The organism is Streptomyces sp. ALB3 (assembly GCF_044385685.1).
Taxonomy (GTDB): Bacteria; Actinomycetota; Actinomycetes; order Streptomycetales; family Streptomycetaceae; genus Streptomyces.
The window spans coordinates 13,656-26,458 of sequence record NZ_JBISCE010000029.1 but is presented as its reverse complement, the minus strand read 5'-3'; the positions used below and the strand labels follow the sequence as shown (position 1 = coordinate 26,458).

At 73.3% G+C, this 12,803-nt stretch carries 14 protein-coding genes and 1 tRNA gene; 12 read left to right on the top strand and 3 right to left on the bottom strand.

Features of this window, described 5'->3' with window-relative positions:
* Window positions 1-20: 20 nt before the first annotated feature.
* Together ACHFIV_RS18535 and ACHFIV_RS18530 are read right to left on the bottom strand one after the other, a co-directional pair.
* The gene (locus ACHFIV_RS18535; protein ID WP_398969982.1) at window positions 21-1,232 is read right to left on the bottom strand and encodes a cupin domain-containing protein; all 1,212 of its coding nucleotides are present in this window, start codon (window positions 1,230-1,232) and stop codon (window positions 21-23) included.
* 2 nt (window positions 1,233-1,234) lie between these two features.
* A complete protein-coding gene (locus ACHFIV_RS18530) occupies window positions 1,235-1,546 on the bottom strand; it encodes a hypothetical protein (protein WP_398969980.1) in 312 nt (103 codons plus the stop codon).
* 387 nt (window positions 1,547-1,933) lie between these two features.
* On the opposite strand from ACHFIV_RS18530, the gene ACHFIV_RS18525 reads away from it, so the two are divergent.
* The 9 genes from ACHFIV_RS18525 to ACHFIV_RS18485 all read left to right on the top strand — a co-directional run bounded on the left by ACHFIV_RS18525 (window position 1,934) and on the right by ACHFIV_RS18485 (window position 8,340).
* Window positions 1,934-2,635 carry a hypothetical protein gene (locus ACHFIV_RS18525; RefSeq protein ID WP_398969978.1) on the top strand — a complete coding sequence of 234 codons (702 nt, stop codon included), beginning with the start codon at window positions 1,934-1,936 and terminating at the stop codon, window positions 2,633-2,635.
* 7 nt (window positions 2,636-2,642) lie between these two features.
* On the top strand, window positions 2,643-3,278 hold the full coding sequence (locus ACHFIV_RS18520; RefSeq protein WP_398969976.1) for a MauE/DoxX family redox-associated membrane protein: 636 nt from the start codon (window positions 2,643-2,645) through the stop codon (window positions 3,276-3,278).
* On the top strand, window positions 3,254-3,802 hold the full coding sequence (locus tag ACHFIV_RS18515) for a hypothetical protein (RefSeq protein WP_398969973.1): 549 nt from the start codon (window positions 3,254-3,256) through the stop codon (window positions 3,800-3,802). Before ACHFIV_RS18520 ends, ACHFIV_RS18515 begins: the two co-directional genes overlap by 25 nt.
* Window positions 3,799-4,716 carry a peptidoglycan-binding protein gene (locus ACHFIV_RS18510; RefSeq protein WP_398969970.1) on the top strand — a complete coding sequence of 306 codons (918 nt, stop codon included), beginning with the start codon at window positions 3,799-3,801 and terminating at the stop codon, window positions 4,714-4,716. The genes ACHFIV_RS18515 and ACHFIV_RS18510 overlap by 4 nt, the downstream gene beginning before the upstream one ends.
* Window positions 4,717-4,908: a hypothetical protein gene (locus tag ACHFIV_RS18505; RefSeq protein WP_398969967.1), complete on the top strand. Its 192-nt coding sequence runs from the start codon at window positions 4,717-4,719 to the stop codon at window positions 4,906-4,908.
* 72 nt (window positions 4,909-4,980) lie between these two features.
* Window positions 4,981-5,484 (top strand): hypothetical protein, encoded by a 504-nt coding sequence (locus tag ACHFIV_RS18500; protein ID WP_398969964.1) that lies wholly within the window; start codon window positions 4,981-4,983, stop codon window positions 5,482-5,484.
* A gap of 258 nt (window positions 5,485-5,742) precedes the next feature.
* The gene (locus tag ACHFIV_RS18495; RefSeq protein WP_398969961.1) at window positions 5,743-6,006 is read left to right on the top strand and encodes a hypothetical protein; all 264 of its coding nucleotides are present in this window, start codon (window positions 5,743-5,745) and stop codon (window positions 6,004-6,006) included.
* A gap of 195 nt (window positions 6,007-6,201) precedes the next feature.
* The gene (locus tag ACHFIV_RS18490) at window positions 6,202-7,950 is read left to right on the top strand and encodes a glycoside hydrolase domain-containing protein (RefSeq protein WP_398969959.1); all 1,749 of its coding nucleotides are present in this window, start codon (window positions 6,202-6,204) and stop codon (window positions 7,948-7,950) included.
* Window positions 7,951-8,115: 165 nt separating this feature from the next.
* On the top strand, window positions 8,116-8,340 hold the full coding sequence (locus ACHFIV_RS18485) for a hypothetical protein (RefSeq protein WP_398969956.1): 225 nt from the start codon (window positions 8,116-8,118) through the stop codon (window positions 8,338-8,340).
* A gap of 55 nt (window positions 8,341-8,395) precedes the next feature.
* Here the strand turns inward: ACHFIV_RS18485 and selD are convergent, their stop codons facing one another.
* Window positions 8,396-9,439, bottom strand: a complete 1,044-nt coding sequence (gene selD, locus ACHFIV_RS18480; RefSeq protein WP_398969954.1) for a selenide, water dikinase SelD — start codon at window positions 9,437-9,439, stop codon at window positions 8,396-8,398.
* A 56-nt stretch (window positions 9,440-9,495) separates the two neighbouring features.
* On the opposite strand from selD, the gene ACHFIV_RS18475 reads away from it, so the two are divergent.
* From ACHFIV_RS18475 to selB, 3 genes are all read left to right on the top strand, one after another.
* Window positions 9,496-9,589 (top strand) — tRNA-Sec (locus ACHFIV_RS18475).
* A gap of 23 nt (window positions 9,590-9,612) precedes the next feature.
* Window positions 9,613-10,932 carry an L-seryl-tRNA(Sec) selenium transferase gene (gene selA / locus ACHFIV_RS18470; RefSeq protein ID WP_398969952.1) on the top strand — a complete coding sequence of 440 codons (1,320 nt, stop codon included), beginning with the start codon at window positions 9,613-9,615 and terminating at the stop codon, window positions 10,930-10,932.
* Between the two features lie 2 nt (window positions 10,933-10,934).
* Window positions 10,935-12,782, top strand: a complete 1,848-nt coding sequence (gene selB / locus ACHFIV_RS18465; RefSeq protein ID WP_398969950.1) for a selenocysteine-specific translation elongation factor — start codon at window positions 10,935-10,937, stop codon at window positions 12,780-12,782.
* The last annotated feature ends 21 nt before the right edge of the window (window positions 12,783-12,803 follow it).

Below are 12,803 nucleotides of genomic sequence, written 5' to 3'. Positions count from 1 at the left end.
ACCGCCGGCACCGGGCGGACTCACCGGTCCGCGGGCACCAGCACGCCCGCTCGCAGCAGCCGTCCGGCGAGTGCGAGGCCGAGGTCCCCGGCGGTGCGGACACGGCCGTCGAGCAGCCGGGCCACGGCAACGACGTCGGTCGCCGGGAAGTCGAGGTAACCCACGCGGGTGGACAACCGGGCCCCCTCCAGTCGTGGCTCCAGCGCCTTCCGCAACCGCACCGGTGACATCGGGCCGAGACCGTCCAACGCGTTGAGCTGGGACAACGGCCCCAGAGGTGCCGGGCGGCCCTGCGACCTGCGGGCGCGATGGAACAGCGGAGCAGGGTCGGCCTCGGCGACCGCGGCCAGCAGTCGCTTGCGGACCAGGCCCATCACGCCGTCCGGGCCGTCCGGGCCGTCGATCCCCAGGGGAAGGGCGCGGCGCATCGAAGCGTCGTCGCCCAGCGCCGCGAGGGCTGCCCGGGTCAGCTGCTCGGCCAGCGCGTAGCGGGTCCAGGTGTGTACCCCGAGAGTCAGGTGGATGGAGACGCGCCCCTGAGCCTGAGCGGAGTGCAACCAGCCGCGCGGCAGATAGAGCACATCGCCCGGACGGAGCACCGTGTCCATGTGGGGCGTGCTGTGCGCGGCCTGGTCGGCCACCGCCGAACGGTGATCGGTCCATGGCTGATCGCGCAGTGGATCCGGCAGTACGGGCTCGTGGACGACCCATCGCTTCGACCCCTCGATCTGGAGGACGAAGACGTCGTGCACGTCGTAGTGGGCGTCGAAACCGCGGTTCTGCGGCGGGGTGACGTAGGCGTTCGCCTGCACGGGGTGCCCCAGCTCCGCACTCAGTCCGGAGACCAGGCCCGCCACAGGCTCCCAGGTGCGGTGCAGCGCCTGCAGGACGAGCGTCGCCCCATCCGAGAAGGCACGCCACAGGGCGGTGTCGTCGAGCTGGTCGGCGACGGTTGCTCCGACCCCGGCGGGTGCGGTGAAGGACGACGAGGGAAGTGTGGAGCCGTCCTTGGCGACGCGGAGGAAAGGCGTACGCAGCCCGCGGCGCGAGATCAGCTCGTCCACGGCGGACGCGGAGAAGACGTCGGAGAAATCGCTGGCCTCTCGCGTCAGTGAGGCTGTCCGTGCCCAGACGTCACGAGCGAAGTCCTCCCGGCTGAGCCTGGTCAGGCGGGATTCCAGGAGCCCGGCGCCCTGACATGAGCCGGACTCCTGGATCCGGGTCCGGGACATGCTCAAGAGCGGCTGCCGGCGTCATCCGCTCCGCCGTCGGCTCCGCCGTCGTGGACGCCGGGGGTGCCCGCAGCTCCGCCGTCGGCGGGTCCTTCGGCTCCGCCGTCGGCTCCGCTGTCCGCTCCGCCGTCCGCTCCGCCGTCCGCTCCGCCGTCGTGGACGCCGGGGGTGCCTGCTGCTCCGCCGTCGGCGGGTCCTTCGGCTCCGCTGTCCGCTCCGCCGTCGGCTCCGCCGTCGTGGACGCCGGGGGTGCCCGCGGCTCCGCCGTCCGCGGGTCCCTCGTGTTCGTTCGCGTCGTGCTCAGGGTGGGTCATCATTCCTCCTGGGTTCGCACCATGGGGACGATGGTTTTCCGCTTTCCGGAAACCAGGTGCCGAGACGTTGATATGCACCATTTGATCCGTAATCACCGTATCTGCGTGGCGGGGAAACATCGATTCGAGCGACCGGGAAGGCCTCCGAATGCCGAACGGCCGGAGCGGAGGCGAAGCCTCCGTCAGGGGGCCGGGCGGGACACGGCCTGGCGCGCGCTCCGATCATGCGCGCCGGGTGATCGCGGGTAGGCGCGAACGGCGGGGGACGCCTCGATCCCGCGATCCTGCCTGAGGAGTCGCCCGAATGATTGACAGGGGCATGACTGTTGTCTAGTTTCCTCAGCGGTCGCGGTGTCACACCTGACCCCCGACCACGGGAGGATGCACATGGCCGCATCGTTCGTGACCCACCGCGCACTCGACGGCGGGACGTACCACCTCGAGGGCGGCCTCGACCTCCATGCGCCGTGCACGTCGGCCGTCGAGGTGGTGGCCGGCGGAAGGCTGGTCGAATTCACCTCCGGGCCGGCCTCTCTCGGGGACGATGTCGCCGCGTCCCTGGGTATCGGATCACCCGAGTCCGAGCTCACCTTCCGGAAGGGCACGTTGCGCGTCTTCCAGTCGGTCGAACGCGAGCCGCGCTCGGGACTCGTGGAGCGGCCGTCGCTCGTCGTGTGGCGTGGAGAGCGCCACTCACTCGTGACCCGGTTGTACGGCCTGGGTGTGACCGCGGTGCTCGGGCTTCTCCGGTCGGTGCGTATCGCGGAGAGCGAGCACGGGCTCACCCTCCAGCCGGACCCCTCGGCCGGAAGCAGCTTCGCTCGTCCCGCGACGGTGATCAAGGAGCTGCCCGGCCTCGGGCTGCTGGAGCTGTCCCGGCGCACGAGGGAACACACCGCCCAGCTCCCGCCCTGGAAGGGGGTGGCGGTCGCCTCGGGAGAGCTGTTCCGCGACACGCTCTCCGACGGCAGTCCGTTCTTCGTCCTCTCCTCCGCCGAGATCTGGGCCACGCTGGTGCCACTCGCGTCGACGCCGGTCGACCGAGTGCCCGAACTCGTGGGGCGGCTCACGATGCGGCACACCGGGTGAACCGCCGGTGACCGGGTTCTACGGAGGGCTGACCGCCTCCGTCGTCATCCTGACCCTCCTTGTGGGTGCGGGCTCCCATGCCGCCGGCCCGGCTGCCCTGGGTGAAGCGCTGTGGGAGCACGGCGTGCTGGGCCCCCGGATACGCCGACTGGCGGCCGTCGTACTGCCGGTGGCGGAGGGTGCCCTGGGAGCGACCGGCGCGATCGCGCTCCTGACGGGTCACCAGCGATGGCTGCAGGCCGTACTCGGCCTCGCGGCAGCCCTGTTCGGCCTCTACGCCGGCTACACGCGGCACGTCCTCGGTCTCGGCCGCGGGGGGCCGTGCGGCTGTTCCGGCCAGGATGTGCCCCTGAGCCACTGGGTGACCCGGCGGGCCGTGACCCTCGCCGTACTCGCCATGACCGGTGCCGCCGTCGTCGGAGCCGGCCCCGCGCGGCTCTCCACGACGGAGCTGATCACGCTGACGCTCGCAGCGTCCACCTGCACCGCGCTGCTGTGGGTCCTGCCCGCCGCCATGCACGAGCCGTCCGCATCGCCCGCCCATCCGCCGACCAGGTCCTCTGCTCCGCAGCAGCCACGGACCACCGTGCACCGGACCGCCGAAGGAGTGCCGACGCGATGGACTTCACCACCAGCGCCCTGATTGCCTCGTGGGCGGCGATCGCGCTGCTCGCGCTGGTCGTATCGGGGCTGATCAGGCAGGTTCACCAGCTCTCACGGACGCAACCGCACCGCCCTGGGCGGGTGGGTATCGCCCCCGGCGCGCAGGCTCCCGGCCTCGACGCGGCCCTGCCCGGTCCGGCGGGGCTCGACGGCCTCCTGGCACCGGGCCGCGCCGCGCTGCTGCTCTTCCTCGACGCGGACTGCCGCACCTGCGGCCAGGTGCTCGCCGAGGCAGGCGCCTGGACCGTACGCCAGGAGGAGGCGGGCACCCCGCAGGTGCTCGGGCTCTACGCGGGCGCCGGTCCGCGGGCCGACGAGGGCGCCGTCCCGGTCAGGGACCACCGCCCGGAGCTGTTCACGGCCTACGACATACCCGCCACCCCCTACGCGGTGGCCATCGACCCGGAACGCCGGGTCGTGCGTTCCGAGCCGCTCGGTTCACCGACCGCGCTGCTGCGGTTGCTCGACGACATCGCACCCTCGACGCCGAGGAGCCGGCCGTGATCTCACTGGACGACGTGCCCACACTGCGCCGCGCCGGAACCGGTGGCCGCCGTTCCCGGGCCGGGCGCGGCGCCCGGCCGCCCTTCGCGCCGTCCAGGCGCACCGTGCTGCAGGCGGCGACCGCCGTGGGCTTCGCCGCGCTCGGAGTCTTCTCCGCGGCCCGGGAGGCGTACGCCGACGGATACGACATCTGGACCGGCGCGTGCCCGAGCTACGCCGAGGGCCACAACTGCTCACCGGGCTGCGGGCCCAGCACCGTCTACGCCGACGCGTGCGTGACATCGGGGACGAACACCGGCTTCCACCGGACGGACGGAGTCACCTGGACCCTGCGGCCCAACCAGTGCTACGCCGGTACCTACGACGGCTGGCTGTGGCGCTACAGCGCCGCCTGCGGCACCTGTGGCTGCGGGATCGAGCGGCGCTGCCATGACGGGTACCGCAACACCGGCTCCGGCTGGGTGAAGTCCATCTGCCGCCGGACCACCGACTGCGACTGCCCCGGCTCCGTCAGCTGGCCGGCCGTCGGCCGCGGCGCCACCGGGCCCGACGTCCACGCCGTCCAGCATCTGCTCACCCACCACGGCCGTCCTACGGAGGCCGACGGCATCTTCGGGCCGGACACCGAGGCGCAGGTCGAGGCGTTCCAGTCGGCCAAGGGCCTCAGCCCCACGGGCAGCGTCAGCGCGGCCACCTGGCCGGTCCTGGTGGTCACCGTGCGCCAGGGAGACATCAACGACGCCGTACGGGGAGCGCAGCGCCAGCTCACCAAGCACGGATCCGCACTGACCGTCGACGGCAACTTCGGTTCGCTCACCCGGCAGGCCGTCCTCGCGTTCCAGTCCCTGCACGGCCTGACCGCCGACGGCGTGGCCGGCCCGAACACGTGGCTCACACTGACCGGGACGGTCTAGATGGGGGAGTCCGTCCGTCCTGCGGACCGGCCGGGCGGCGCCCGCGCCGTCGCGCGGGCGCTGCTCACCGATCCCGTTCTGCCCGTGGCGGCCCTGGGGATCGCGCTGATCGCCGCCGTCCTCCATGCCCCCGTACTGACCTGGGCGATCACCGGAGGTCTGGCCGGCTACTCGCTCTCGGGCTCCGTCTGAACGCGTAACAGCGCGTTCGCGCTGGCCTCGCCAGGTTGGCGGGCAACGTACAGACAGGCGCTGGTCCTCGGCGTGTTCACCTGCGGTCTGCTGGCCGGCGGGGTGGTGACGGCCGGGGTGCTGTGGCTGCTCTCCGGTCTCTTCACACCGCTCCCGGCCGGTGTGCGGCAAGGGCTGGTCGTGACCGTGGCGTTGCTCGCCGCCCTGCGCGACGCGGGCCGGATGCCGCTGCGGCTGCCGCAGAACGCCCGGCAGATCCCGCAGGACGTGCTGCGCCGTCACCTGGCGCGCGGCGCGCTGCAGTTCGGCTTCGAGCTCGGTACGGGCGTGCGCACCTACGTCTCCGCGAGCGCGCCGTACGCCCTGGTGGTCGCGGTACTCCTGTCCGGGGGCTCCTACGCGCCCGCCCTGGCCGCCGGGCTGGGCTTCGGGGCGGGCCGGGCACTCACCCCGGCTCTGCGCAGGCTCTCCGGAGACGGGGAGCGCTGGGACGGCCGACTCGCGGGGCGGCTGAGCGGCATGACCGTGGTGTGCTCCGTCCTGATCGCCGCTGCCGCCTCAGGGGTTCCGCAGTAGAGTCCCGGCCGGCGCACCCCGGACCCGCCGGCGCACCCCGGACCCGCCGGCACACCCCGGACCCCGGCGGGGGCTGCAACTCCCCTTGTAAGTAAACGAGTTGTGCCGGAGGTCTGGTCCTGTGGCGAATGGTGACGGTGTGGACACACTGCGGCGAGGGGGGCAGACTCGCCTCAGCCCTCTAGCGGGGAAACGGAAGGCACTCACGACGGAGGCGCCATGTCGAGGCGTACGAGCCGACTCGCTCCCGTGTTTGTCATGATCATGCCAGTCGGAGCCGGCGGAGTGCCGCCCACCACCGGCCCGGCTCAACCCGACGGGTGCCGCCGCACCTGGGGCCGCGCCCTCTACGGTGACGCCGCCGATCCGGTCGGTGGCCTGCCGCCCTGCGCGCCGGCCCAGGGCGCTCGCCCGCACGGCGTCGGAGGCATCTCCGGCACCGGCTGTCCCGGCCGCGACGACCACACCCACGTGGACGGACGCACCAACCGCTCCTGGTCCGAGTCCCCCCGCGGCGTCTGACCGGCCGACCTCCACGCCCCGCACCGACCCGCCTCTTTCGGGCCGGCCACCGGCACCCCGGGACGGGCCCGCCGTCCCGGGGTGCGCGGCCGATCCGGCTCAGGCGTCGGGCAGGCGCCACTCGCGGCCGGACCGGAGCAGACCTGCCGCGCCGTTCGCCCGCACTCTCCCCCCGTTTCGATCAGGAGTGAACCGATGTCGTCCTGGATCCCCTGGCGCGCCCGCGCCGGAACAGCCGTGCTCGCGGTGCTCGCCGGAATCGGCGCGTTCGCCGTCCCCGGCCCAGCCCTGGCGGACACCCCACCCGAGAACTTGCGGGGCGTCACCTACCACGGCTACCGCATCGAGGTGCCCGCCGACTGGGAGGTGGTCGATCTGGCCGAGAACCCCCGCGCCTGCCTCCGGTTCGACAGACCCGCCGTCTACCTGGGCGAGCCGGGCGAGCAGAACGACTGCCCCGCCGAAGTCGTCGGCCGCTCGGCGGGCGTCGTCGTGGAACCCATCACCGCCCGGTCCGCCGGACGGGTGACGGCGGCGACCGCGCGGACCCTGCGCGGCACGGCCGTCGCCCCGTCCGCCGGGTCCGGCGACGACACCATCCAGATCGCGGTCGAGGACGCCGGTGTCCTCGTGACCGCCGCCCACACGCCAAGGACGGAGGGTCTCGTACGCGGTGTACTCGCCTCCGCCGAGCTCACCGAGGGCGCCGAGCGCACCGAGCTGCCCGCCGCCCCACGGCGGGGGGACACCACCCCCCTGGCAGCGGCCGGGCCGCAACCCGGCACCTACCTGGGCAAGGGCTTCGACGCCTGCACCGCGCCCTCGCAGGCCGCCATGAACGCCTGGCAGGCGAGCTCGCCGTACAGCGCGGTCGGCGTCTACATCAGCGGTTCCTTCCGCGGCTGCGCCCAGCCGAACCTGACGGCGAGCTGGGTGTCCAGCCAGACCGCCAACGGATGGCGCCTGTTCCCCATCGACGTCGGCCGTCAGGCACCGTGCACCAGCTACTCGCTGAGGATGTCCGCCGATCCGGCCACCGCCAGGTCCCAGGGCGTCACCGCCGCGGCCGGTGCCCTCGCCGCCGCGTCCGGTCTCGGCATCCCGGCGGGCAGCGCCCTCTACAGCGACATCGAGGCCTACACCTCCACGGCCTCCTGCAAGGCGGCCGTGCTGTCCTACCTGTCCGGCTGGACCGAACGGCTGCACAGCAGCGGCTACCTGTCGGGTTTCTACTCCAGTGCCGCTTCCGGTATCAAGGACGCCGCGAGCGAGTACGGCAACAGCGCCTACACGCGGGTCGACCACCTCTTCTACGCGTGGTGGAACGGCGCCGCCGACACCGGCACCGGCTCCTACGTACCGTCCTCCTACTGGTCCGGTCACCAGCGGATCCACCAGTACGCGGGCGAGGTCACCGAGTCCTACGGCGGCTACTCGATCAACATCGACCGCGACTACCTGGACGTCGGCAACGGCTCCACACCCACTCCCACCTGCACCGGTGCGGCCCTCGACTTCACCGCGTACACCACCGTCCGGAGCGGCTCGACCGGAGACCGGGTCAAGGCCGCCCAGTGCCTGCTGAAGGCCGCCGGATTCGACCCGGGCACCCCCGACGGGATCTTCGGGCCCGACACGACCGCAGCCGCCCGGAACTTCCAGGCCGGCAGAGGACTCACGGCGGACGGCGCAGTCGGCGCGAAGACCTGGACGGCCCTGCTGTCCCGGGGACCTGCCCCGACCGTCCAGAGCGGCTCCACGGGGGAGGCCGTCACCCGGCTGCAGCGCGCCCTGACCGCCGCACTCGGCCGGACGGTCTCCATCGACGGCGTCTTCGGTCCGGGTACCGCCCAGGCCGCACGCGACTACCAGTCCTCGCGTGGACTGGGCGCCGACGGCATCGTCGGCCCCGCGACCTGGGGCGCCCTCCAGGCCGGGAAGTGAGCGGACGGACAAACCGGAAAGAGAGGCGGTGGCCGTGGGACGACTCGCACGTGTCATCACCCTGTTCACCGCGTTGGCGGGGCTTCTCCGGTCGGCGACGCGGGCTTCGAGCACGGCGGTGACATCCCCGGCCACGGCAGTCACGAAGCCGGGACGGACATCGACGTGTGGCCCGCCCGCACGGACTCCGCCCAGTGCACCGCGGGGCGGATCACCTGGCAGTCGAGCACGTACGACCGCGCTGCCACCCGCAGACTCGTGCAGGAGATCCGCGCGAAGGCGCCCGGCCACGTCCAGCCGGTCTTCCTCAACGATCCGCAGCTGATCTCGGAGGGGCTGACCACGAGCTACCCGAACCACGACAACCACCTCCACATCCGCTACCGGTAGCGAACCGGCCGCGGGCCCCGGGCCCCGCCCGTGGACCCGCGGCCTTCCCCGGAGCTCAGCGGATCACCAGTGTGGTGCCGGCCACCGCGGGGACCAGTTCCCCGATGACCGGATGTCCGGGCAGCTCCCCGGCGACCAGCAGCCCGCCGGACGTCTGCGCGTCGGCCAGCAGACTCAGCCGGTCCTCACCCGCCCGTCCCGCGTCGAGGTGCGGACGGACCCATTCGAGATTGCGCAGGGTGCCCCCGCTGACGTACCCGGCCCGCAGGGACTCGGCAGCGCCGTCGAGCACGGGGACGGCGGCGGCGTCCACCACAGCGGTGACGCCGCTGGCCCTGGCCAGCTTGTGCAGATGGCCGAGCAGCCCGAATCCGGTCACGTCGGTGGCGCACACGGCGCCGGCCTCCAGGGCGGCCGCAGAAGCCCTGTCATTGAGCGCCACCATGCCGGCGACGGCGTGAGCGAACACCTCGCCGGTCCTCTTGTGGCGGTTGTTGAGTATCCCGACGCCCAGCGGTTTGGTCAGGGTCAGCGGCACGCCCGGCCGGCCGGCGTCGTTGCGCAGCAGCCGCTTCGGATCCACCAGGCCGGTCACTGACATGCCGTAGAGCGGTTCCGGGCTGTCGATGCTGTGCCCACCGCCGACGAAACAGCCTGCGGTACGCGCCACGTCGAGCGCACCCGCCAGGACCTCCCGGGCCAGCTCAGCGGGCAGTACGTCACGGGGCCAGCCCAGCAGGTTCAGCCCGACGACGGGCCGGCCGCCCATCGCGTAGACGTCGGACAGCGCGTTGGCCGCGGCGATCCGTCCCCAGTCACGGGCGTCGTCGACGACGGGCGTGAAGAAGTCCGCCGTCGACACCAGTGCGGTGCCGTCACCGGTGAGCACCACCGCGGCGTCGTCGCCGTCGTCGAGCCCGACCAGCAGCCGGTCCTCGTCACCACCCGGTCCCTGTCCGGTGCTCATCGGCGGCAGCAGACCCGCGACCATCGCCTCCAGTTCCCCCGGAGGGATCTTGCAGGCACAGCCGCCGCCGCGCGCGTACCGGGTCAGCCGCACGGGGGCGGCCGGGCCGGCGGCGGGCCCAACAGTCGTCATACGCCGATCATTTCACCTCTTGCCCCAGCAGTGTGCGGGGACCACAATCTTGCTCCGGAGGCGTTGGGCGGGCTGGTGCCCCTCCCGATCTTCAAAATCGGTGTGGTCCGGCAACCGGGCCAGGCGGGTTCGATTCCCGTCCGCCTCCGCTGACTTCGATCGGGGTGGCGCGGGTGGCGGACGAGACGGAGGAGCCCCCGGCGGACATCCGGAGGACGGTGCCGAGCACCACGGTGCTCCTCGGTGACCCCCGGCTGCGCGAGGCGTCCGCACGGCTGGGCAGACCCCTCGTCAAGGCCGCGGTCGTCACCGCCCAGCAGCTCGTACGCGACGGACGGACCGCCCCGGACGACGCGGTCGACGCCGCTCTCGCCGCGCTCCCCGCGCACAAGCCCGGGCCCGTCCCCGTGCACAACGCCACCGGCGTCGTCCTGCACACCAACCTGGGACGGGCCCCGCTGTCGCGGTCCGCACAGGAGGCGATGGCGACGGCAAGCGGCTACACGGACGTCGAACTGGACCTGAGCACCGGCAGACGGGCACAGCGCGGCCGCAGCGCCATGGCGGCCCTGCGGGAAGCGGTGCCGGCCGCCGAGGACGTGCACGTGGTCAACAACGGAGCCGCCGCCCTGGCGCTGGCGGCGGTGACACTCGCCCCGGGGCGCGACATCCTGCTCAGCCGGGGCGAGTTCGTGGAGATAGGCGACGGCTTCCGGATACCCGAACTGCTGGCCTCCTGCGGCGCCCGGATACGCGAGGTCGGCACCACCAACCGGACCCGGCTCGGCGACTACGCGGACGCCGCAGGCCAGGACACCGGCTTCATCCTCAAGGTCCACCCGTCGAACTTCACGGTGAGCGGGTTCACCGGAGGCGTGGAAGCCGGGGAACTGGCGTCCCTGGGCCTGCCCGTCGTCGTCGACATCGGCTCCGGCCTCCTCGCTCCCGACCCGGTACTGCCGGACGAGCCCGACGCGGCCACGGCCTTGCGCGCCGGGGCCACCCTGGTCACCGCCAGCGGGGACAAGCTGCTCGGCGGGCCGCAGGCGGGGCTGGTCCTCGGCCGGGCCGACGTCGTGGAACGGATGCGCCGCCATCCGATGGCCCGCGCCCTGCGCGTGGACAAGTTCACCCTGGCCGCACTGGAGGCGACCCTGCGCGGTCCTGAGCCGCCCGTGCACACAGCGGTGCACCTTCCGCTGCCGCGACTGCGCCTCCGCACGCTGCGCATGGCCGAGGTCCTCGCGCGCCGAGGTCTGGACGCGCGCAGGGTGCCCCACGAGTCGGTGGTCGGAGGGGGCGGCGCGCCCGGAATCGTTCTGCCGTCCTGTGCGCTCAGCCTCCCCGCCGGCCTGGCCCTGCCGCTGCGCACCGGCGAACCCGCCGTACTCGGGCGGGTGTCGCGCGGCAGGCTGCTGCTCGACCTCCGCTGCGTACCCGAGGCGTGCGACAGTGACATCCTCGCCGCTGTGCTGCGCGCGGCGGGACGGTGACCATGCGGGTCATCGCGACGGCCGGGCACGTCGACCACGGCAAGAGCACGCTGATCCACGCACTGACCGGCACCCATCCCGACCGGCTGGCGGAGGAGCGGCGCCGGGGCCTGACCATCGACCTCGGTTTCGCGTGGACGGATCTGCCGTCAGGTGAACGGCTGGCCTTCGTCGACGTACCCGGACACGAGCGGTTCGTGCCCACCATGCTGGCCGGCGTGGGACCCGTACCCGCAGTGCTGTTCGTCGTCGCGGCCGACGAGGGATGGAAGCCCCAGTCCGCCGAACACCTCGCTGCCGTGGACGCCCTCGGCGTACGGCACGGACTGCTCGTCATCACCCGCTGCGACATGGCCGACCCCGGTCCCGCCACGGCGCGGGCACGGGAACGGATACGGTCCAGCACCCTCGGCAGCGTCGAGGCCGTGGCCGTCAGTGCCCGCACCGGTGCCGGCCTCGCCGATCTGCGCACCGCTCTCGACCGGCTGGCCGCCCGGCTGCCGGACGGGAACGCGGACTCCCCGGTCCGGCTGTGGATCGACCGGTCCTTCACGGTGCGCGGCAGCGGGCTGGTGGTCACCGGCACCCTCGGGGCGGGGCGGATCCGCAGGGGGGACACCCTCGTGGCCTCCCGCTCCGGGAGCCCCGTGCGCGTCAGGGCCCTCCACACCCTCGGCGAGGAGACCGCCCTCGTACGGGCCACCGCCAGGGTCGCCGTCAACCTGCGGGGCCTCGACAAAGAGTTGACGGGCCGTGGTGACGCCCTGCTCACCCCCGGCAGCTTCCTCCCCTGCCTGACCTGCGACGTGCGCGTACACGGAGGGACACCCGCCGGGGAGCTGCCCCGCACCGCTGTCGCCCACATCGGCTCGGCGGCCGTGCCCGTACGCGTACGGCCGCTCGGCCCGGAGATCATCCGGCTCACCTTCCCGGCACCCCTGCCGCTGCGCATCGGCGACCGCGCGGTGCTGCGCGATCCCGGCCTGCGCCGGGTGCTCGCCGGTCTGACGGTGCTCGACCCCCAGCCACCGGAACTGCGGCGCCGCGGCTCGGCGGCCCGGCGGGCCGCCGAGCTGGGCGACGCCCGCGGCGGTCCCGACGAGGCGTCCGAGCTGCGGCGCCGACTGCTGGTCACGCGCGGTGAGTTGACCGCCATGGGGATAGCCGTCCGGACCGCACCGGTCGTGGGCGACTGGCTTGCCGACCCCGCCCACTGGGTCACCCTGCGCGCCCGGCTGGCCGAACTGGTGGCGGCGTACCTCACCGAACAGCCCACCGAGGACGGCATACCGGTGGAGGCCGCCCGGCGTCGTCTGGGGCTGCCGGCCGTTTCCCTCGTGGAAGCACTGGTCAGGCCGCCCCTGTGTGTGCGCCGCGGGCGCGTGACCAGCGGGCCCGCGGCACAGCCGGCACCGGTGGCGGACGCGGTGCGCCGGCTCACCGCCGAACTCGACGGGCGGCCCTTCGCCGCCCCCCACGCCCAGCGGCTCGCCGAACTCGGCTTCGGCCGCCGCGAGCTCGCCACGGCGGTCCGCCACGGGACGGTACTGCGGCTCGCCGAGCACGTGGTGCTGCTGCCGGACGCCCCCCGACTGGCAGCCGACCGCCTGAGCGGACTCGGCCAGCCGTTCACCGTGGGAGCGGCGAGCCGCGCCCTGGACACCAGCCGACGCGTCACCGTGCCCCTGCTGGAGCACTGCGACGGTCAGGGCATCACCCGACTGCTGCCCGACAAGCGCCGCCGGTGCGCTCCGCGCAGCCGGCCGGCTGCGGTCACCGCACCGCACCCGGCGTGTACGGATCTTGAGGAGACCGTCGCCTCCGAGGACGGGAAGGCGGAACGGCCCTGACCCGGATCGATCCGGGTCAGG

What these genes read in the sequence shown, in the direction of transcription:
- ACHFIV_RS18535 (WP_398969982.1), bottom strand. Translation starts at nt 1,232, where the DNA reads ATGTCCCGGACCCGGATCCAGGAGTCCGGCTCATGTCAGGGCGCCGGG.
- ACHFIV_RS18530 (WP_398969980.1), bottom strand. Translation starts at nt 1,546, where the DNA reads ATGACCCACCCTGAGCACGACGCGAACGAACACGAGGGACCCGCGGAC.
- ACHFIV_RS18525 (WP_398969978.1), top strand. Translation starts at nt 1,934, where the DNA reads ATGGCCGCATCGTTCGTGACCCACCGCGCACTCGACGGCGGGACGTAC.
- ACHFIV_RS18515 (WP_398969973.1), top strand. Translation starts at nt 3,254, where the DNA reads ATGGACTTCACCACCAGCGCCCTGATTGCCTCGTGGGCGGCGATCGCG.
- ACHFIV_RS18505 (WP_398969967.1), top strand. Translation starts at nt 4,717, where the DNA reads ATGGGGGAGTCCGTCCGTCCTGCGGACCGGCCGGGCGGCGCCCGCGCC.
- ACHFIV_RS18495 (WP_398969961.1), top strand. Translation starts at nt 5,743, where the DNA reads ATGATCATGCCAGTCGGAGCCGGCGGAGTGCCGCCCACCACCGGCCCG.
- ACHFIV_RS18490 (WP_398969959.1), top strand. Translation starts at nt 6,202, where the DNA reads ATGTCGTCCTGGATCCCCTGGCGCGCCCGCGCCGGAACAGCCGTGCTC.
- selD (WP_398969954.1), bottom strand. Translation starts at nt 9,439, where the DNA reads ATGACGACTGTTGGGCCCGCCGCCGGCCCGGCCGCCCCCGTGCGGCTG.
- selB (WP_398969950.1), top strand. Translation starts at nt 10,935, where the DNA reads ATGCGGGTCATCGCGACGGCCGGGCACGTCGACCACGGCAAGAGCACG.